Raw genomic sequence first — 20,477 nt, forward strand, 5'->3', positions numbered from 1 at the left:
GCCTGACGTCCGGGGCAAGGAGGCCGGGCGGACGGGAGCCCGGACGGGCCGGATCCGTCACGGCATCGGCTGGGGCGGGCGGGGCCCGTGGTACTGCCCGCTCGGCCGCATCCGCAGCGGCCGCTCCTGGTACTCCTCCAGGGCGTGCGCCATCCACCCCGCCGTGCGGGCGATCGCGAAGACCGTCTCCCCGGCCTCCGCCGGCATCCCGCACGACACCGTCAGCACGGCCAGCGCCAGGTCCACGTTGGCGTGCAGCCCGCCCTGCCGGGCCATCACCGCGGCCACCTCGCGCGCCGCACCCAGCGCCGGACCGGCCTGCTCCAGTCCTTCCAGCGAGGCGAAGAGCACCCGCGCGCGAGGATCTTCGCCCTGGTACAGCCGGTGGCCGAGCCCGGGGACCCGGCGTCCCGCCCGCAGGTACTCCGCCACCACCGGCGCGGCCCCGCCCTGTTCCAGCACCTCCACCAGCATCCGGTGCGCGAGCCGTCCGGCCGCGCCGTGCAGCGGGCCCTCCAGGACGCCGAGCCCGGCGGACACCGCCGCGTACGGATGGGCCCGCGCGGAGGCGGCCACCCGTACGGCCAGGGTCGAGGCGGCGAGGTCGTGGTCGACCAGCAGGGCCAGCGCGAGGTCCAGTACGGCCAGTGCGTCCGGGTCCGGCTCCCGCAGCGTCAGCCGCGACCACAACTGACGGGCGATCCGGCCGTCCCCGGCCCATCGGGCCGGGCCCACCGCCGGCAGCGCGCCGACCAGCGTGGGGATCAGGGCGCGCGCGGAGCCGAGCACCGACTCCTCGGACAGGTCGAAGCGCAGCGGATCCGCGACCGCGGCGGCGGCGACCGCCACCCGCAACCGGTCGATGGGGCCGCCGTGTTCCGGCAGCGCGGCCACCGCCCGCCGGGCCGCCTCCAGGGTCTGCGGGGGCGCGGTGAACCGGGCCCCGGGCGTGAGGGTGCCCGTCCAGAGCCACTCGGCGACCTCCTCGTAGCGGTACCGGGAGGCCAGCTCCACCGCGTCCACGCCGCGGAAGTAGTACCGGTCGGGCTCGATGAGGGTGAGCGCCGTACGGACGGAGAGTTCCCCGGTGGGGGCCGCCGCCTCGCGCCGGCTCCGCCGGGCCAGCGCCTCCACCTCGGCGGCGTCGAAGCTGCTGCCCCGCCCGGCGGGATCGCGGCGGCTGGTGAGCTGGCCCCGGCTGACGTACGCGTACACCGTCGCCGGTTTCACCCCGAGTGCGCGGGCGGCCTCCTGCGTGCTGAGCCTGCGCCCGCTGTCCGTCTGGTCGCTCATGACGCACACCCTACAGATGGATCGTGATATTGATTCAATCAATATTGACAGCGATTGAATCCATCATGGATGGTCGATCCATGGACACCACCTTGGAAGTACCCCGCGGCCTCGCGGGAGTCGTGGTCACCGAAACCGGGCTGGGCGACGTCCGGGGCCGGGAGGGCTTTTACCACTACCGCCAGTACTCGGCCGTCGAACTCGCCGCCACCCGCAGCTTCGAGGATGTGTGGCACCTGATGTTCCGCGGCACGCTCCCGGCGGACGCCGCCGCGCGCGCCGCCTTCGCGGCCGAGATCGCACCCCTGCGCCGACTTCCCGAAGAGGTACGGGACGCCCTGCCGGCCCTGGCCCGGGCCACCCGGCTCTCCGGCCCCCTGGCCGGGCTGCGCACCGCGCTCTCGCTGCTGGGCGCCTGTGCCGGCTACCGCCCGGTCTACGACCTCGACCCCGGCCGCCGGGCCGCCGACGCACTGGCCGCCTGCGCCGCCGTGCCGACCCTGCTGACCGCCCTGCACCGGCTGGGGCAGGGCCTGGAGCCGGTGGAGCCGCGCGAGGACCTCCCGTACGCCGCCAACTACCTCTACATGCTGACCGGCCGGGAACCCGACCCGGTCCGGGCCCGCGCGGTCGAGCGGTACCTGATATCCACCGTCGACCACGGCTTCAACGCCTCGACGTTCACCGCCCGGGTGATCGCCTCCACCGGCGCCGACGTCGCCGCCTGCCTGACCGGGGCCATCGGCGCGCTCTCCGGCCCCCTGCACGGCGGCGCACCCAGCCGGGCCCTGGACACCCTCGACGCCATCGGGACCGTGGACCGGATCGGGCCGTGGATCCGCGAGCGGGTCCTGGCGGGCGACCGGATCATGGGCTTCGGCCACCCCGTCTACCGCACCGAGGACCCGCGGTCCCGCATGCTGCGCGAGATCGCCCTCCAGTTCGGCGGTCCCCTCGTGGACTTCGCCGTCGAGGTCGAGCGCCAGGTCGAGGAGATCCTCGCCGAACTGAAGCCCGGCCGGGAACTGCACACCAACGTGGAGTTCTACGCGGGCGTGGTCATGGAGCTCTGCGGGCTCCCGCGCGAGATGTTCACGCCGACCTTCTGTGCGGCCCGCGTGGTCGGCTGGAGCGCGAACATCCTCGAACAGGCCACCGATTCGAAGATCATCCGACCGGCCGCCCGGTACACCGGCCCCACCCCGCCCCACCCGGTGCCGCCCCTGCACTGACGGGCCTGGCTACGATCGACCGGGTGAACAGCAGGCAACCCATCCCCGTCGTCGTCCTCGCCGGTTTCCTCGGATCCGGCAAGACCACCGTGCTGAACCACCTCCTCGCCGGTCGCGGGGGCACCCGCATCGGGGTCGTCGTCAACGACTTCGGATCGATCGAGATCGACGCGATGTCGGTGGCCGGACAGGTCGGGGACTCCATGGTCTCCCTCGGCGGCGGCTGCCTGTGCTGCGCCGTCGACGGCAGCGAACTCGACGCGTACCTGGAGAAGCTCTCCGCCCCCGTCCACCGGATCGACGTGATCGTCATCGAGGCGAGCGGACTGGCCGAGCCCCAGGAGATGATCCGGATGCTCATGGCCAGCGAGAACCCCGCCATCCGCTACGGCGGGATGGTGGAGGTCGTGGACGCCGCCGAATTCGACGCCACCCGGGCCAGGCACCCGGAGACCGACCGCCACCTCGCCGTCGCGGACCTGGTGGTGCTCAACAAGATCGACCGGGTGGACGCGGCCGAGCGGGCCCGGATCGAGCAGCAGCTCGCCGTGGTCTGCGCCCCGGGCACCCCGGTCCTGGCCACCGATCACGGGCGGATCGATCCCGAACTGCTCTTCGACCGCAGGCCCTGGACCGAGACTCGGGGACAGCTCTCCTTCGAGGACCTGCTCGCGGAGGCCGACGACCACGAGCACGAGCACGGCCACGAGCACGCCCACGGCCGCTGTGACCATGCGCACGCCGCGTACGAGAGCACGGAGTTCACCTCCGAGCAGGCGCTGTCCCCCCGCCGGTTCATCGACTTCCTCGACCGGCGTCCGGCCGGGCTCTACCGGATCAAGGGCTTCGTCTACTTCGGCGTACCCGGGCACGAGGAGCGCTACGAGGTCCATGCGGTCGGCCGCTTCCTCCGCTTCGCCCCGAGGCCCTGGGGGCGGGGCGAAGCGCGTGTGAGCCAGCTCGTCCTGATCGGCTCCGGCACCGACGGGCCGGGTCTGCTGCGCGAACTGGAGGCCTGCCGCGAAGCGGCCCCGCACGAGGCGCGCCCCGAGAGCATGTGGGGCGTACTGCGCTACGTCGCGCGGCCCGCGGAGCCCGGGAGCGGGGTTCCCGCAACCGGCTCGGACGAGACCTGAGGGCGTCCGCACCCTTACGCCGGGCCGGTACCGCCATCACGTCGGCGTCCGGCCCGACCGACGAGGGACGGTCTAGGCGACCTCGACCCCGAATTCGCCCAGCAGGTCCTCCAGGCCGCCCCGGTAGCCCTTGCCGCCGATCACGAAGTCCCAGTCGCCGTTGGAGCGGTGCCGGAACGAGCCGAGGACCAGGGCCGTCTCGCCGGCGCGTCCGTCGGAGACGTCCAGCCGGCCCAGCTCCTCGCCGCCCGCGGACAGCAGCCGGATGTGGGCGTCGGTGAAGCCGGCGAGGTCGGCGTGGGGATCGACCTCCGGGTCGATCGCGGCCACGAGGACCAGCCGGTCGGCCTGCGACGGCAGCGCGTCGAAGGAGACCTCCAGCGCCGCCTTGTCGGGCGCCGCGTGCGCGCGAGCCCGTACCGAACCGTCCGGGGTCCGCGGGTTGTTGAAGAAGACGAAGTGCTCCTCGCTCAGCACCCGGTTGCCCGTGCAGACGAGCGCGCACACGTCGAGGGCGACCGAACCCGACCAGGACATGCCGAGCACGTTGTGTTCGGCCGGGGGAGCCGTTTCGGCCGTCCGCCGGTCGGGTGTCGTGGCGCCGCTGCCGAGCCGGCCGCGCAGGCCGTACTGGTGGAGCAGCTCGACCAGGTCCGCCCCGGGAACCAACTCCAGCGGCTTGCCGTTGGCAAAGGTGTACGACCCGGGGCCGAAGGACGCGGTGGTGACCAGCACCCCCTTGTTCGCCCCCTTGTCCTGGACCGTGCCGTACAGATCACGCACGGCCGTCGGCGGCACCGTGTTGCGGTAGCGCTTGACCTGCACGACGATCCGACCGCCCCGGATCGGCGCCGGGTCCACCGCCTCCACATCGACCCCGCCGTCGCCAGACCGTTGCGTGGTCACCGCCTCCATGCCCATCGCCCGGAACAGCTCGGCGACCAGGTTCTCGAAGGCGATCGGGTCCATCGCGAAGAGGTCCGGCTCGTCCCCGTCCGCATCGCCCGCGTGCCCGCCGTGGCTGACGACACCCCCGCCGACCTCGTCGGGCCGGCGCCCGGGGCGTACCGCCGTCAGCTGGTCGGGCCGCGCCGACAGCAGCCCGCCCAGCCCCGAGACCAGACACTCCACCGCACTGACCTGCTCCAGCCGCAGTCCGGCGAAGGCGCTGCGCGCCGCCGGTACCGTGGCGAGCACGAACCGCGCCTCCTGGCCCGTCACCGGATCGTGGCAATCCACGAAGCCGTTGACCACGACCGAGTCCAGTACGCCGAATTCGTCCGCCGCGTACAGCTCGCGCACCACCAGCAGCACGCACTGGGCCAGCAGGTCCCGGTACAGCGCCCGTCGTTCCGTCACCGGGCGGGGCTTGACCTTGTCCTGGTCCGTGCTCGGCAGGTACTGCACCGCCCGGGCCTCCGGTACCACCGCGTACCCGGGCAGTTCCCAGTCCAACACCAGCTGGCGCGCGGCCGGATCGTACGCGGCCGCCACCTGCCTCGGCAGCCCCTCGGGCCAGGCGGTCGAGGCGTACAGGGCCGCCGAGAAGTACTCCACCGCCGCTTCGGCATCACCCGCGCGCAGTGCGTCCGCCAGCTCCGTGAGCCCGCCGTTGTGCGCCCGCACCCCGGCGATCTGCTCCGCCGCCCACCGGTCGTACTGCTGCCGGTACGCGGCCAGTTGCTGCTGGCGCTGCGCCTCCGCGGCGTTCGCGGCATGCCAGGCCTGGGTGTAGCGGGCGTGTGCCTCCCGCTCCGCCTGCGCCCGGTGGTTCGAGCCGAGCGTCCAGCCGCTGCTCTGCCGCTGGAAGTCCTCGATGCGGGGCATCGGCACCGGGTGCGCCAGGGCCCCGGGGTCGAAGGGCTGCAGCCGGTCGGGCCGGGCCAGGGCGGACATCCGGAACCCCGGTGTCCGGCAGCCCGCGACCAACAGGCCCTTGAGGGCTTCGACCTCGGCGTCGAGCTGCGCGGTACGCCGTAGGGCCTCGGCCTCGCGGTACTGCCGGTGGCTCCGGTTCGCGTCCCGTTCGTGGGCCCGCTGCCGGCGCTCGGCCTCCCGCTGCTGGACCAGCTGCGTCTGTTGCTGCCGGCGCTGGGCCTCCGCCCAGTTCCCGATCAGTCCGCTGCCCGCTCGACGGCTCATCAGCTGCGTTCTCCCCCCACCACGTCCTGGGGGAAAACACTAGTCGGCATTCGGGTGGTACGTCCCCCCGGTCGCACCACCCGAACGCCCTCCCGCGACCTACAGCGCGGCTCCCGCCAGCGCCGCGACCACCGCCGGCAGCGCCGCCCCGGAGCCGTCCCGGCGCGGGTCCACGGTCGGCAGCTCGGCCGGAGTGCCGTTCGCCGCCGCGGCGCGGACGGGGGAACCGCCCGCCCAGGCCAGGACCAGTACGTCCTCGCCCTTCAGGAACCGCTGGCAGCGCACGCCGCCCGTGGCCCGGCCCTTGCGCGGGTACTGGTCGAAGGGGGTCAGCTTCCCGGACAGCACCGAGCCGTCCAGGGTCCCTTGCGAGCCCGCCACCGTGAAGACGAGGGCGTCCCGCGCCGGGTCGACGGCGGAGAAGTGGATCACCTTGGCGCCGTCGGCGAGCTTGATGCCCGCCATGCCGCCTGCCGGGCGGCCCTGCGGGCGGACCTGGCCCGCCGGGTAGCGCAGCAGCTGGGCGTCGTCGGTGATGAAGACCAGGTCCTCCTCGCCCGTGCGCAGCTCGACGGCGCCGACGATCCGGTCGCCCTCCTTGAGGGTGATGACCTCCAGCTCGTCCTTGTTCGCCGGGTAGTCCGGCACGACGCGCTTGACCACGCCCTGCTCGGTGCCCAGCGCGAGGCCCTGCGAGGACTCGTCCAGCGAGGTCAGGCAGATCACCTTCTCGTCCGCCTCCAGCCCCGAGAGGAACTCCGAGACCGGAGCGCCGCCCGCCAGGTTCGGCGCGGCGTGCGTGTCCGGCAGCTGCGGCAGGTCGATCACCGACAGCCGCAGCAGCCGCCCGTACGAGGTGACCGCGCCGACATCGGCCCGGGCGGTCGCGGCGACCTGCGAGACGATCAGGTCGTGCTTGGCGCGGGCGCCGCCCTCCTCCTCCGGCAGCGCCTCGCCGTTCGCCGTACGCGCCAGCAGGCCCGTCGAGGACAGCAGCACCCGGCACGGGTCGTCCGCCACCTCGAGCGGAACGGCCGCCACTGCGGTGCCCGCGGACTCCAGCAGCACCGTACGGCGCTCGGTGCCGAACTTCTTGGCGACCGCCGCCAGTTCCGCGGAGACCAGCTTGCGCAGCTCGCTGTCCGACTCCAGGATCCCGGTCAGCTCGTCGATCTCGCCCGTCAGCCGGTCGCGCTCGGACTCCAGCTCGATCCGGTCGAACCGGGTGAGTCGGCGCAGCGGGGTGTCCAGGATGTACTGGGTCTGGATCTCGCTCAGCGAGAACCGCTCCATCAGCCGGGACTTGGCCTGTGCGGAGTTGTCGCTGTCCCGGATGAGCCGGATGACCTCGTCGATGTCGAGGAGCGCCACCAGCAGGCCCTCGACCAGGTGCAGCCGGTCGCGGCGCTTGGTGCGGCGGAACTCGCTGCGCCGCCGGACGACCTCGAAGCGGTGGTCGAGGTAGACCTCCAGCAGCTCCTTGAGGCCCAGCGTCAGGGGCTGCCCGTCCACCAGCGCCACGTTGTTGATGCCGAAGGACTCCTCCATCGGCGTCAGCTTGTAGAGCTGCTCCAGCACGGCCTCCGGGTGGAAGCCGTTCTTGATCTCGATGACCAGGCGCAGGCCGTGCGAGCGGTCGGTGAGGTCCTTGACGTCGGCGATGCCCTGGAGCTTCTTCGAGCCGACCAGGTCCTTGATCTTCGCGATGACCTTTTCGGGGCCGACCGTGAAGGGCAGTTCGGTGACGACCAGGCCCTTGCGGCGCGCCGTCACGTCCTCCACCGCCACCGTCGCGCGGATCTTGAAGGTGCCGCGGCCGTTCTCGTAGGCGTCCTTGATGCCCGAGAGCCCGACGATCCGGCCGCCCGTGGGCAGGTCGGGACCCGGTACGAAGCGCATCAGCGCCTCCAGGTCCGCCTGGGGGTACCGGATCAGGTGGCGGGCGGCCGCGATGACCTCGCCGAGGTTGTGCGGGGGCATGTTGGTGGCCATACCGACCGCGATCCCGGACGCGCCGTTGACCAGCAGGTTCGGGTAGGCGGCGGGCAGGGCGACCGGCTCCCGCTCCTGGCCGTCGTAGTTGGCGGTGAAGTCGACGGTGTCCTCGTCGATCGACTCCGTCATCAGCGAGGTGGCGTCGGCCATCTTGCACTCGGTGTAACGCATCGCGGCCGGCGGGTCGTCGTTGCCGAGCGAGCCGAAGTTGCCGTGGCCGTCGACCAGCGGCAGCCGCATGGAGAACGGCTGGGCCATGCGCACGAGGGCGTCGTAGATCGACGCGTCACCGTGCGGGTGGAGCTTGCCCATGACCTCGCCGACGACACGGGCGCACTTCACGTAGCCGCGGTCGGGGCGCAGGCCCATCTCGTTCATCTGGTAGACGATGCGCCGGTGCACCGGCTTCATGCCGTCCCGGGCGTCGGGCAGGGCACGGGAGTAGATCACCGAGTACGCGTACTCGAGGAAGGAGCCCTGCATTTCGTCGACGACGTCGATGTCGAGGATCCTCTCCTCGAAATCCTCCGGCGGCGGGGTCTTCGTGCTGCGGCGGGCCATCGCTGCGCGGCTCCTTAACCAAAATGGGGTGTGCTGGGTGTCGGGCGGGGTGTCTGGCTGGGTCTGGCGGTCTTGTGGTGTCCGGCGAGGGTACGACGCGGACCATTGTGGCCCGACGCACCGACAACGCCGACTCCGACCCCGGGGGTCCCCCGGACGGAGTGCGGGGGAGTGACCCGGGAACTTATCCGGCGGTCGGCGCGCTTGCATACAGTGGCAGGTCGATAAGAAATCTCTGCATCGCGATCGAAGGGACCACATGCCCATGGGTCACACGGCCACAGCCCAGGCCGGCTCCGGCGGCCTGACAGCGACCGAGCACCGGCTGGCCAACGGCCTGCGCGTGGTGCTGTCCGAGGACCACCTGACCCCGGTCGCCGCGGTCTGCCTCTGGTACGACGTCGGCTCGCGCCACGAAGTCAAGGGACGCACCGGCCTGGCTCACCTCTTCGAGCACCTGATGTTCCAGGGGTCGGCGAGCGTACCCGGCAACGGGCACTTCGAACTGGTCCAGGGCGCCGGCGGTTCCCTCAACGGCACCACCAGCTTCGAGCGCACCAACTACTTCGAGACGATGCCGACCCACCAGCTGGAGCTCGCGCTCTGGCTGGAGGCGGACCGGATGGGGTCCCTGCTGGCCGCCCTGGACGACGAGTCCATGGAGAACCAGCGCGACGTCGTCAAGAACGAGCGCCGCCAGCGGTACGACAACGTCCCCTACGGCACGGCCTTCGAGCGGCTGACCGCCCTGGCCTACCCCGAGGGCCACCCGTACCACCACACCCCGATCGGCTCCATGGCCGACCTGGACGCCGCCTCCCTGGAGGACGCGCGCACCTTCTTCCGCACGTACTACGCGCCCAACAACGCGGTGCTCTCGGTCGTCGGGGACATCGACCCCGAGCAGACGCTCGCCTGGGTCGAGAAGTACTTCGGCACCATCCCCGGGCACGACGGCAAGCAGCCGCCCCGTGACGGCTCGCTGCCCGACGTCATCGGGGAGCAGCTGCGCGAGGAGATCGTCGAGGAGGTCCCGGCGCGTGCGCTGATGGCGGCCTACCGGCTGCCGCACGACGGCACCCGCGAGTGCGACGCCGCCGACGTGGCGCTGACCATCCTGGGCGGCGGCGAGTCCTCGCTGCTGCACAACCGGCTGGTGCGCCGCGACCAGAGCGCCGTCGCGGCCGGCTTCGGCATGCTGCGCCTGGCCGGGGCGCCCTCGCTGGGCTGGCTGGACGTCAAGACCTCCAGCGGGGTCGAGGTCCCCGCCATCGAGGCGGCCGTGGACGAGGAGCTCGCGCGGTTCGCCGCCGAGGGCCCGACGGCCGAGGAGATGGAGCGCGCCCAAGCACAGCTGGAGCGCGAGTGGCTGGACCGGCTGAGCACGGTGGCCGGCCGCGCCGACGAACTGTGCCGCTTCGCGGTGCTGTTCGGCGACCCGCAGCTGGCGCTGACCGCCGTCCAGCGCGTCCTCGACGTCACCGCCGAGGAGGTGCAGGCCGTGGCCGCGGCCCGACTGCGCCCGGACAACCGCGCGGTGCTCGTCTACGAGCCGCTCGCGGCCGACGAGTCCGACCAGCACGACGAGTCCGACGACTCCGACGAGAACGAGGGGGCGGAGCAGTGAGCGACACGGCAGCCGTCACGATGACCTTCCACCCGCGCCCACAGGCCGGCGAGCCGCAGCCGTGGGCCTTCCCGGCCCCCGACCGCGGACAGCTGTCCAACGGGCTGACCCTGCTGCGCTGCCACCGGCCGGGCCAGCAGGTCGTCGCGGTCGAGGTCAACCTCGCCGCACCGCTCGACGCCGAGCCCGCGGGCCTGGACGGCGTGGCGACCATCATGGCGCGGGCCTTGTCCGAGGGCACCGACAAGCACTCCGCCGAAGAGTTCGCGGCCGAGCTGGAGCGCTGCGGCGCCACCCTGGACGCGCACGCCGACCACCCGGGCCTGCGGGTCTCGCTGGAGGTCCCGGCCTCCCGCCTGGCCAAGGCGCTGGGCCTGCTCGCCGAGGCGCTGCGCGCCCCCGCCTTCGCCGACGCCGAGGTCGACCGGCTGGTGCGCAACCGGCTCGACGAGATCCCGCACGAGCTGGCCAACCCGCAGCGCCGCGCCGCCCAGCAGCTCTCCAAGGAGCTCTTCCCGACCACCCTGCGGATGTCCCGGCCGCGCCAGGGCACCGAGGAGACCGTCGCCCGGATCGACTCCGCCGCCGTACGCGCCTTCTACGAGGCCCACGTACGCCCCGCCACCGCCACCGCGGTGGTCGTCGGCGACCTGACCGGCATCGACCTGGACGCGGTGCTCGCGGACACCCTGGGCACGTGGACGGGCAACACCGCCGCCGCCCGCCCGGTGCCGCCGGTGACCGCCGACGACACCGGCCGCGTGGTCATCGTGGACCGGCCCGGCGCGGTCCAGACGCAGCTGCTGATCGGCCGCATCGGGGCGGACCGCCACGACCGGGTGTGGGCGGCCCAGGTGCTGGGCACGTACTGCCTGGGCGGCACCCTCACTTCGCGCCTGGACAAGGTGCTGCGCGAGGAGAAGGGGTACACCTACGGCGTGCGCGCCTTCGGCCAGGTGCTGCGCTCCACTGCGGACGGCAAGGGCGCTTCGATGCTCGCCATCAGCGGCTCGGTGGACACCCCGAACACCGGACCGGCGCTGGAGGACCTCTGGAAGGTGCTGCGCACCCTCGCGGAGGGCGGTCTGACCGACGCCGAACGCGATGTCGCCGTGCAGAACCTGGTGGGCGTGGCCCCGCTGAAGTTCGAGACGGCGGCCTCGGTCGCGGGCACCCTCGCCGACCAGGTCGAGCAGGAGCTGCCGGACGACTACCAGGCGCAGTTGTACGCCCAGCTCGCCGCAACGGGCACGGTGGAGGCGACCACGGCGGTCGTCCAGGCCTTCCCGGCGGACCGGCTGGTCACCGTCCTGGTGGGCGACGCGGCGCTGATCGAGGAGCCCGTGCGGGCCCTGGGGATCGGAGAGGTCACGGTCGTCTCCAACTGACCGGCGGATGACGGCTCATTGAGGGCCGGCTGAAGGTTTCAGCAAGGGGTTCTGGTGACTTGGTCACCGGAACCCCTTTTGTCCGTTTAATGGCGAGGTTGCTTTTATGTGGTGTGGCGTACGCAACAAAAAGCCGCGTCTGTTTGGCGATTGACTGATGATCCGCCTAGCGTCGGCCGTGCTGCCCGTCAGTTGTGCTCGCCGCACCCGCGGCACCGGACAGCGATCGCCGAGTCCCCGTCAGGCGCGAGCCTGGGGAGCCGGGGACCCACATGAGTCCCTGGGGTGAATCGGACCCCCTCGCAAGAGGAGGTCCGTAGGAGACCTTCCTGCTCCGAACCCGTCAGCTAACCCGGTAGGCGAGAAGGAAGGAAAGGATCAAACCCTTCATGGCGTTTGGCAGTCGTCCCGCTGGTACCGGTAAGCACCGTGGCTCCAGCCGCCTGAGCAAGAAGACCGCCGGTTACGCCGGTATCGCCGCGATCGCCACCACGGGCGTCGTCGGCTCCCTCGCCGCCCCGGCCTTCGCCGCGGACAACCACAGCAGCACCATCGGCCAGGACAACGGCCTGGGTGCCGTGGTCGTCGCCGAGGACCTTGCGGGCGACATCGCCGACCAGGCCGAGTCCCAGCACCGCGTCGCCGAGCAGGACGCCGTCAAGGCGCAGGCCGAGGCCGACGCGAAGCAGCGGGCCGCGGAGGCCAAGCGCCTCGCGGAGGCCAAGGCGAAGGCCGAGCGCGAGGCCGCCGAGCGCGCCGCCCGCGAGGAGGAGCGCAAGCGCCTCAACACCTTCGTCGCCCCGGTGGACGGCTCGTACGTCAGCACGCAGTACCACGCGGGCGGCGGCATGTGGTCCTCCGGCTCCCACACGGGCATCGACTTCCACGCCGCCTCCGGCACCTCGGTCCACGCGGTGGGCCTCGGTACCGTCGTCGAGGCCGGCTGGGGTGGCGCGTACGGCAACAACGTCGTCATCAAGCACAACGACGGCACCTACACCCAGTACGGGCACATGACCTCGCTGAACGTCTCCGTCGGCCAGCAGGTCACCCCCGGCCAGCAGATCGGCCTGTCGGGCTCCACCGGCAACTCCAGCGGCCCGCACCTGCACTTCGAAGCCCGCACGGGCTCGCAGTACGGCTCGGACATCGACCCGATCGCGTACCTGCGCTCGCACGGCGTCAGCCTCTGACACCGCCCCGCACCGCTTCACCGAAGACCCCGGCTCCCCGAGCCGGGGTCTTTGCGTGTTGCGTCCTTGTGTAAATGTTTCGTATTTCTGGCCGCTCTCGGAAATTATCGTGTGTTGCAATAGAGTCGCAGCACGCGCATGTGCGTGCAATGAGGGTGGCAGTCGGAAATAGGCGGAGGTTCGGTCTTGCGTATTCCTGCGCACGCGGTATGCACAGCAATCCGCGACGACATCGTCTCCGGGGTGTTCGAGCCGGGCGGCCGGCTGACCGAGGAGGTGCTGGCCCGCCGGTACGGGGTCTCGCGCGTCCCGGTGCGCGAAGCCCTGCGGACCCTGGAGTCCGAGGGGTTCGTGACCACGCGGCGGCACGCGGGGGCCTGCGTGGCGGAGCCGACCGAGCAGGAGGCCGCGGACCTGTTGGAGCTGCGGATGCTCCTGGAGCCGCTGGCTGCCGCGAGAGCCGCCCGGCGGCGCACCGACGCGCACCTCAAGGTGCTGCGCGGGCTGGTCAGGCTGGGGCAGGAACGGGCCAGGCGGGGCCAGGGCGAGGACCTGCGGTCCCTGGGCGGTTGGTTCCACGAGACGCTCGCGCAGTCCTCCGGCAGCCCCGGGCTGATCGCGCTGCTCACGCAGATGAGGCACAAGATCGCGTGGATGTACGTGGTGGAGGCGCCGGCCCGGCCCGTGGACTCCTGGGCGGAGCACGGGGCGATCGTGGACGCGGTGGCGCGCGGCGACGCCGAACGGGCGCGGGCGCTGACCGCGGTCCACGCCGACCGGGCGGCGGGGGCGCACCGGCTGCGGCTCCGCCCGGCGGTGAGCACTTCGCAACCTGCCGTAAACATGTCGAGCGGCCGGCATTAACAGTCGCCGTATACAAAGGGTGGGATCGCGAATTCGCTGTTCGGTGGTCGGTCTGCTCTGGGTCGAAACAATTCGCCGTGCGGAATTCTGGGCGAGCTTAATTCGGCGTGCGCCTGCCCGGATTCCGGCGGGTCCTTTTTTGCCGGGCGGTATTTCTTCGCGGTCCGTGCCGACCGCGGGGCCGCGGGGTGAGGCCGGAGAACTGCCCGGAGCCCGGCTCCGGGGTGCGCCCGCGAGTGCGGCTCCCGGGCGTGGCCCCCGGGCCGGAGCTCGGCTCCCGGGCGTGGCGCCCAGGCCGGAAGACAACCCGGAGTCGGAGCCCGACCCCCGAGCCCGCGACCGTTCCCGGGCCGGAGGCCGGCTCGCGAAGTGCGGCCCTGAGCCGGAAGGCAACCCCGGGCCTGAGCTCGGCTCCCGGGCATGGCCTCCGAGCCGTAAGGCAATCCTGAGTCGGAGCTCGGCTCGCGGGCGCGGTGCCCAGGCGGGAAGGCAACCCCGAGTCGGAGCCCGGACCCTGAGCCCGCGACCGTCCCGGGCCGGAGCCCGGCTCGCGAAGTGCGGCCCTGAGTCGGCTTCCCGATCCGCGGGTGTGGCCCACTGGGCCGGAGCCCGGCTCGCGGTGCCGGTTCCCGAGCTGGAGGTCGCCCCGGGTCGGAGGTCGCCCCGGGTCGGAGGTCGGCTCGCGAAGTGTGGCCCTGAGTCGGCTTCCCGATCCGCGGGTGTGGCCCCTTGGGCCGGAGCCCGGCTCGCGGTGCCGGTTCCCGGGCCGGAGGTCGGCTCGCGAGTGCGGCCCCGGGGCGGACGCTGGGGCCGGGCGGTGGTCCGGGCTCTGGTGGACGACGAAGCCGCGGTCCCCCGGAGCGGGGGCCGCGGCTTCGCGCGTGGAGTCGAACCCGAAGGGTCAGACGGTCTCGGGGAGCTCCTCGAGACCCTCGGCGACCAGCTTCGCGAGGCGGTCGAGCGCGGCGTCCGCACCCTCGGCCTCGGAGGCGAGGACGATCTCCTCGCCGCCCTGGGCGCCCAGGCCCAGGACCGCCAGCATGGAGGCGGCGTTGACGGGGTCGCCACCGGACTTCGCGATGGTCACCGGGACGCCGGAAGTGGTCGTCGCACGGACGAAGATCGAGGCGGGACGAGCGTGCAGGCCCTCGGCCCAACCAACGTTGACGCGGCGCTCTGCCATGGTGATGCCCTTCAGGTTCTTACGGTTGTCTAGACCAGTCTCTCACGGCACCCGGAATGCTCGGACCTACCTTCGGCCTGAATTTTCCGCCGTTCGGCCTTCCCCAGCTTGCCCTGATTCGTCCTGTCCTGCCTCGGCGCCGCGCGAGGGCTCCACGGCCCGATCCGGCCGTAAGGTAGGCCCATGACCATCGAGTCGGACCCCTCGTACCCGGCCCACTGGGAAGCCGATGTCGTCCTGCGCGACGGCGGCACCGCCCGGATCAGGCCCATCACCACCGAGGACGCGGGCCGGCTCGTCAGCTTCTACGAGCAGGTCTCGGACGAGTCGAAGTACTACCGGTTCTTCGCTCCCTACCCCCGGCTCTCCGACCGCGACGTGCACCGCTTCACGCACCACGACTACGTGGACCGGGTCGGGCTCGCCGCGACCATCGGCGGCGAGTTCATCGGCACCGTCCGCTACGACCGCATCGGCGCCGACGGCCGGCCCGCCTCCGGACCCGCCGACGAGGCCGAGGTCGCCTTCCTCGTCCAGGACGCCCACCAGGGCCGCGGGGTCGCCTCCACCCTCCTCGAACACATCGGCGCGGTGGCCCGCGAGCGCGGCATCCGGCGGTTCGCCGCCGAGGTGCTGCCCGCCAACACCAAGATGATCAAAGTCTTCACGGACGCCGGCTACCAGCAGAAGCGCAGCTTCGAGGACGGCTCCGTCCACCTCACCCTCGACCTCGAACCCACCGCCGAGTCCCTCGCCGTGCAGCGCGCCCGCGAACAGCGGGCCGAGGCCCACTCGGTGCAGCGACTGCTGGCCCCCGGCTCGGTGGCCGTCGTCGGAGTCAGCCGCTCCGGTGCGGGCGTGGGCGCGGCCGCACTGCGCAACCTGCGCGACAGCGGCTTCCACGGCCACCTCTACGCCGTCAACGAGGCCGTCACCCGCGACCTGCTCGACGGCGTACGGGCCTACCGCAGCATCGACGCCATCGGAGCCCCGGTCGACCTCGCGGTGATCGCGGTCCCGGCCGACCGGGTCCCCGAAGCGGTGGCCGCCTGCGGCGAGCACGGGGTGCAGGGGCTCGTCGTCCTGTCCGCCGGGTACGGCGAGAGCGGCCCGGCCGGACTCGCCCGCCAGCGCGAACTGGTGCGGCAGGTGCGCTCGTACGGGATGCGGCTGATCGGACCGAACGCCTACGGCGTGATCAACACCGCGCCGGAGGTGGAACTCAACGCCTCCCTGACCCCCGCGCCGATGCCCACCCGCGGCCGGATCGGCCTGTTCACGCAGTCCGGGGCGATCGGGATCGCCCTGCTCTCGGCCCTGCTCCGGCGCGGCGAGGGCCTGTCCTCCTTCGTCTCCGCGGGCAACCGCGCCGACGTGTCCGGAAACGACATCCTCCAGTACTGGTACGACGACGAGGCGACCGACGTCGCCCTGCTCTACCTCGAAACCCTCGGCAACCCGCGGAAGTTCACCCGACTCGCCCGCCGGACCGCGGCCGTCAAGCCGGTGGTCGTCGCCAAGGGCGGCCGGCACAGCCCGGCCGGGCACGTCGTCCCCGACACCCGGCTGCCGGAGGCCACCGTCTCCGCCCTGCTGCGCCAGGCCGGTGTCATCCGCGTCGACACGGTCACCGAGCTGGTGGACGTCGGCCTCCTGCTGGCGGCGCAGCCGCTGCCCGCCGGGCCCCGGATCGCGATCCTCGGCAACTCCGAATCCCTCGGGATCCTCACCTACGACGCCTGCCTCACCCAGGGCCTGCGGCCGCTGCCACCGCTGGACCTGACGACGGCGGCCGCGCCGGCCGACTTCCGCACCGCCCTGACCGATGCGCTGCGTTCCGAGGACTGCGACGCGGTGGTGGTCACGGCGATCCCCTGGGTGAGCGAGGACGCTCCGGCGGACGACCTGGCCGGTGCCCTGCGCGAAGCCGTGGCCGAATACCCGGGCAAGCCGGTCGCGGTGGTGCACGTCGAGCTCGGCGAGCTCGTCGAAGCCCTGTCCGCCGTGCGCGGCGCCCCGCACCCCGCCCCGTCCCGCAACTGGGGCCCCGTGGCGGACCCGGCCCCCCACGCACCGGCCGGTCCGCTGACCGCCGCCGGCGACAGCATCCCCAGCTACCCCGCTGCCGAACGCGCGGTCAAGGCCGTCGCCGAAGCCGTCCGGTACGGGCAGTGGCGCCGGGCCACCGCCGACGACGACGGGCGCGTCCCCGAATACGAGGACATCGACGAGGCCGGGACCGCGGACCGGCTGGCCCGGCTGCTGACGGACGTCGACCCCGGCGCCGTGCTGACCCTGACCGACCGGGACGCCCGCGAGCTGCTCGCGGGCTACGGGATCCGCGTCCTGCCCACCCTGCCCGCGCCGAGCACCGACGCGGCGGTCCGCGCCGCCGGGGTGCTGGGCTACCCGGTGGCGCTCAAGACCACCGCCCCGCACCTGCGCCACCGCGCGGACCTGGGCGGCGTACGCCTCGACCTCACGAACGAGGCCGAGCTGAGGCGCTCGTACGAGGAGCTCACCGAGGCGCTGGGCAAGCCGGCCGAGCTCCAGCCCGTGGTGCAGGCCATGGTGGCGCGCGGGGTCGACACCGTCGTCCGCTCCGTCATCGACCCCGCCGCGGGCGCCGTCCTCTCCTTCGGGCTCGCCGGCGTCGCTTCCGAGCTGCTCGGCGACACCGCGCACCGGCTCGTCCCCGCCACCGACCGGGACGCCGCCGGACTGATCCGGTCCATCCGGACCGCACCCCTCCTGTTCGGCTGGCGCGGCAGCGACCCCGTGGACACCCCGGCCCTGGAGGAACTGCTCCTGCGGCTGTCCCGCCTCGTGGACGACCACCCCGAGGTGATCGGCGTCTCACTGGAGCCCGTCGTGGTCGCCGCCGAAGGCGTCTCCGTGCTCAGCGCCACCGTCCGCGTCGCCCACCCGCCGGCCCGCGGCGATCTCGGCCCGCGGACCCTCCCCAGTTACTGAGCGGGTACGGCGCGGCCTGAGGGCCCCGTACGGGCCTTAGGATGGACCTCATGGCGAAATCCGGTACGACGACCCAGGGGCTGCGCACGGCGATCGAGCGCAGCGGCTACTACCCGGCCCTCGTGGCCGAGGCCGTGGAGGCCGCGGTGGGCGGCGAGCCGATTTCGTCGTACCTGGTCCACCAGGAGACGACCTTCGACTCCAACGAGGTACGCCGTCACGTCACCGTGCTGGTCCTGACCGGCAACCGCTTCATCGTCAGCCACACCGACGAGCAGGCCGCCGACGCCGGGTCCCCCTCCCCGTACGCGACCACCTCCACCGAGTCGGTCAAGCTGTCCAGCATCTCCTCCGTGGTGCTCAGCCGCGTCGTCGCCAACCCGGAGTCCTACACCCCGGGCACCCTGCCCCGCGAGGTCGTCCTGACCATCGGCTGGGGCGCGGTCTCCCGGATCGACCTGGAGCCGGCCGCCTGCGGCGACCCGAACTGCGACTCCGACCACGGCTACACCGGCAACTCCACCGCCGACGACCTGAGCCTTCGGGTCAGCGAAGCCGGCGACGGGCCGGAGGCGGTGCGCCAGACCCTGGTCTTCGCGCAGGCCCTCAGCGAGGCCACGGCGGCGACGTCCTCCCCCTCCGCCCGCTGATGGCGTACTCCGCGGCACAGGAGTGGCCCGAGCCGGAGCTGCTGGACCTCGCGGGCGCCCCCGTCCCGGAGTACGGCGCCGGATCGCTCGCCGACCTGCTGCCCACGCTCGTGGCGGGCCAGGGCGTCCCCGGTTTCACCGCCGCCATCACCGAGCTGACCCCGGCCGACCGGAACTGCGTGTTCCTGGTCGACGGCATGGGCTGGGAGCAGATCAAGGCCCACCCGGACGAGGCCCCGTACCTCACCTCCCTGCTCGGCAGCTCGCGCGGCGGCACCGGACGCCCGATCACCGCGGGCTTCCCGGCGACCACCGCCACCTCGCTCGCCTCCGTGGGCACCGGCCTGCCGCCGGCCCGCCACGGCCTGCCCGGCTACGCCGTCCGCAACCCCGCCACCGGCGAACTCATGAACCAGCTCCGCTGGCACCCGTGGACCTCGCCGAAGCCCTGGCAGCCGTACCCGACCGTCTTCCAGCAGGCCGACAAGGCCGGGGTGGCGACCGCCCAGGTGTCCTCGCCCGCCTTCCAGACCACCCCGCTCACCAAGATCGCACTGAGCGGCGGCACCTTCCTCGGCCGGATGACCGGCGAGGAGCGGATGGACCTGGCGGCCGAGCGCCTCGCGGCCGGTGACCGCTCGCTCGTCTACACCTACTTCAGCGAGCTCGACGGGGCCGGCCACCGGCACGGCGTGGACTCCGACGCCTGGCGCGGCCAGCTGATGCTGGTCGACCGGCTCGTCCAGCGGCTCGCCGAGCAGCTGCCGCCGCGCACCGCCCTGTACGTGACCGCGGACCACGGCATGGTCGACGTCCCCTTCGACGAGGACTCCCGGATCGACTTCGACGAGGACTGGGAGCTGAGCGCCGGCGTCGCACTGCTGGGCGGCGAGGGCCGGGCCCGGCACGTGTACGCGGTGCCGGGCGCCGAGGCCGACGTGCTGACCGTGTGGCGCGAGGTGCTCGGCGACCGGTTCTGGGTCGCGAGCCGCGAAGAGGCCCTGGAACTGGGCTGGTTCGGCACGCCGGGGGAGTGCGACGAGCGCGTGCTCGGGCGCATCGGCGACGTGGTGGCGGCCGCCCAGGCCGATGTCGCGATCACCGCCTCGCGCAACGAGCCGAACGAATCCGCCCTCGCCGGAATGCACGGCTCCATGACCGCGGCGGAGCAGCTCGTCCCGCTGCTCGAAATCCGCACCTGACCTTCGTCGACCGGCCACCCGGCCCGGCCACCGCCCACCACCTGCCCCCACGACCCGAAAGGTCCCGTACTTCCCATGCCCGAGCTGGTGTTCTTCTCCGGAACGATGGACTGCGGAAAGAGCACTCTGGCGCTCCAGATCGCCCACAACCGTGACGCGCGGGGACTCCAGGGCGTGATCTTCACCCGTGACGACCGGGCGGGCGAGGGCAAGCTGTCCTCCCGTCTCGGGTTGGTGACGGAGGCGGTCGAGGCGCCGGAGGGCATGGACCTGTACGCGTACCTGGTCGCGCAGATCTCCCAGGGCGGCAGGGCGGACTACGTGATCGTGGACGAGGCCCAGTTCCTGGCCCCCGTCCAGATCGATCAACTGGCGCGCATCGTGGACGACTTGGACATGGACGTCTTCGCCTTCGGCATCACGACGGACTTCCGGACGAAGCTCTTCCCGGGCTCGCAGCGCCTGATCGAGCTGGCGGACCGGCTGGAGCAGCTCCAGGTGGAGGCCCTGTGCTGGTGCGGTGCCCGCGCCACGCACAACGCCCGTACGGTGGGCGGGGAGATGGTCGTCGAGGGCGCCCAGGTGGTGGTCGGCGACGTGAACCGCCCGGCCGGCGAGATCGGCTACGAGGTCCTCTGCCGCCGCCACCACCGCAAGCGGATGACCTCGGCCGCGGCCCACGCCGGCGCCCTCTCCCCGGACGTGCTCCCCGTCAACCACTCCTGACCGCCCTGCGCCTTTCCCGTGATCGTCACTGACATGGTGCATCGCTGGCCTGCCTCGTAGCCGGCCAGGGGCTTAGATGACGCTGGGGTTTGCCCCCGGTTGTGGACATCTCTTGAAGATCGGATCGTGGGATCCGAGACGGAGGCGTTCTGATGGGTGGTGCCCGGTGTTCGGAGAGGTGCGGCGGGCCGAGGCCCCGGTCGGCGGGGGCGTCTTCCCCCCGAGCTTGCGCTGTTTGACCGAATCGGCTGACCGCGGTGCACGGGCCATGCGCAACGCTCCTGCGATGAGCGACCTCAAGGCCCGCCGCCT

At 72.6% G+C, this 20,477-nt stretch carries 14 protein-coding genes and 1 riboswitch; of the genes, 10 read left to right on the plus strand and 4 right to left on the minus strand.

Going from position 1 to position 20,477, the window contains the following annotated elements; all coding sequences use genetic code 11:
- Positions 1-57 precede the first annotated feature (57 nt).
- The gene (locus OG594_RS32215; RefSeq protein WP_266605746.1) at positions 58-1,293 is read right to left on the minus strand and encodes a citrate synthase; all 1,236 of its coding nucleotides are present in this window, start codon (positions 1,291-1,293) and stop codon (positions 58-60) included.
- Between the two features lie 65 nt (positions 1,294-1,358).
- Between OG594_RS32215 and OG594_RS32220 the strand changes: the two genes are divergently transcribed.
- Both OG594_RS32220 and OG594_RS32225 read left to right on the plus strand, forming a co-directional pair.
- Positions 1,359-2,525, plus strand: coding sequence for a citrate synthase (locus OG594_RS32220; protein ID WP_266605748.1), 1,167 nt, complete (start codon positions 1,359-1,361; stop codon positions 2,523-2,525).
- 23 nt (positions 2,526-2,548) lie between these two features.
- Positions 2,549-3,661: a GTP-binding protein gene (locus OG594_RS32225; protein ID WP_266605750.1), complete on the plus strand. Its 1,113-nt coding sequence runs from the start codon at positions 2,549-2,551 to the stop codon at positions 3,659-3,661.
- Positions 3,662-3,733: 72 nt separating this feature from the next.
- Here OG594_RS32225 and OG594_RS32230 read toward each other — a convergent pair whose 3' ends face one another.
- Together OG594_RS32230 and OG594_RS32235 are read right to left on the minus strand one after the other, a co-directional pair.
- Positions 3,734-5,803, minus strand: a complete 2,070-nt coding sequence (locus OG594_RS32230; protein ID WP_266605752.1) for a restriction endonuclease — start codon at positions 5,801-5,803, stop codon at positions 3,734-3,736.
- A gap of 99 nt (positions 5,804-5,902) precedes the next feature.
- On the minus strand, positions 5,903-8,359 hold the full coding sequence (locus OG594_RS32235; protein ID WP_266605754.1) for a DNA topoisomerase (ATP-hydrolyzing) subunit A: 2,457 nt from the start codon (positions 8,357-8,359) through the stop codon (positions 5,903-5,905).
- A gap of 265 nt (positions 8,360-8,624) precedes the next feature.
- Here OG594_RS32235 and OG594_RS32240 point away from each other — a divergent pair, with 265 nt between their 5' ends.
- The 4 genes from OG594_RS32240 (at position 8,625) to OG594_RS32255 (ending at position 13,431) form a co-directional block, all read left to right on the plus strand.
- Complete coding sequence (locus OG594_RS32240; RefSeq protein ID WP_266605756.1) at positions 8,625-9,986, plus strand: pitrilysin family protein; 1,362 nt, start codon at positions 8,625-8,627, stop codon at positions 9,984-9,986.
- A gap of 20 nt (positions 9,987-10,006) precedes the next feature.
- Positions 10,007-11,374, plus strand: a complete 1,368-nt coding sequence (locus tag OG594_RS32245) for a pitrilysin family protein (RefSeq protein ID WP_266606662.1) — start codon at positions 10,007-10,009, stop codon at positions 11,372-11,374.
- A gap of 217 nt (positions 11,375-11,591) precedes the next feature.
- Positions 11,592-11,751: riboswitch (cyclic di-AMP (ydaO/yuaA leader) on the plus strand.
- Positions 11,752-11,763: 12 nt separating this feature from the next.
- The gene (locus OG594_RS32250) at positions 11,764-12,567 is read left to right on the plus strand and encodes a M23 family metallopeptidase (RefSeq protein WP_266605758.1); all 804 of its coding nucleotides are present in this window, start codon (positions 11,764-11,766) and stop codon (positions 12,565-12,567) included.
- Between the two features lie 186 nt (positions 12,568-12,753).
- A complete protein-coding gene (locus OG594_RS32255; RefSeq protein WP_266605760.1) occupies positions 12,754-13,431 on the plus strand; it encodes a GntR family transcriptional regulator in 678 nt (225 codons plus the stop codon).
- Between the two features lie 901 nt (positions 13,432-14,332).
- Here the strand turns inward: OG594_RS32255 and OG594_RS32260 are convergent.
- Positions 14,333-14,614, minus strand: a complete 282-nt coding sequence (locus OG594_RS32260; RefSeq protein WP_266605762.1) for an HPr family phosphocarrier protein — start codon at positions 14,612-14,614, stop codon at positions 14,333-14,335.
- 183 nt (positions 14,615-14,797) lie between these two features.
- On the opposite strand from OG594_RS32260, the gene OG594_RS32265 reads away from it, so the two are divergent.
- From OG594_RS32265 to OG594_RS32280, 4 genes are all read left to right on the plus strand, one after another.
- On the plus strand, positions 14,798-17,587 hold the full coding sequence (locus OG594_RS32265; protein WP_266605764.1) for a bifunctional GNAT family N-acetyltransferase/acetate--CoA ligase family protein: 2,790 nt from the start codon (positions 14,798-14,800) through the stop codon (positions 17,585-17,587).
- 50 nt (positions 17,588-17,637) lie between these two features.
- On the plus strand, positions 17,638-18,237 hold the full coding sequence (locus OG594_RS32270) for a DUF5998 family protein (protein ID WP_069924106.1): 600 nt from the start codon (positions 17,638-17,640) through the stop codon (positions 18,235-18,237).
- A complete protein-coding gene (locus OG594_RS32275; RefSeq protein ID WP_266605767.1) occupies positions 18,237-19,439 on the plus strand; it encodes an alkaline phosphatase family protein in 1,203 nt (400 codons plus the stop codon). Before OG594_RS32270 ends, OG594_RS32275 begins: the two co-directional genes overlap by 1 nt.
- A gap of 75 nt (positions 19,440-19,514) precedes the next feature.
- Positions 19,515-20,165, plus strand: a complete 651-nt coding sequence (locus tag OG594_RS32280) for a thymidine kinase (RefSeq protein ID WP_266605769.1) — start codon at positions 19,515-19,517, stop codon at positions 20,163-20,165.
- Positions 20,166-20,477: the final 312 nt, after the last annotated feature.

The organism is Streptomyces sp. NBC_01214 (assembly GCF_026340975.1).
Classification (GTDB): domain Bacteria; phylum Actinomycetota; class Actinomycetes; order Streptomycetales; family Streptomycetaceae; genus Streptomyces.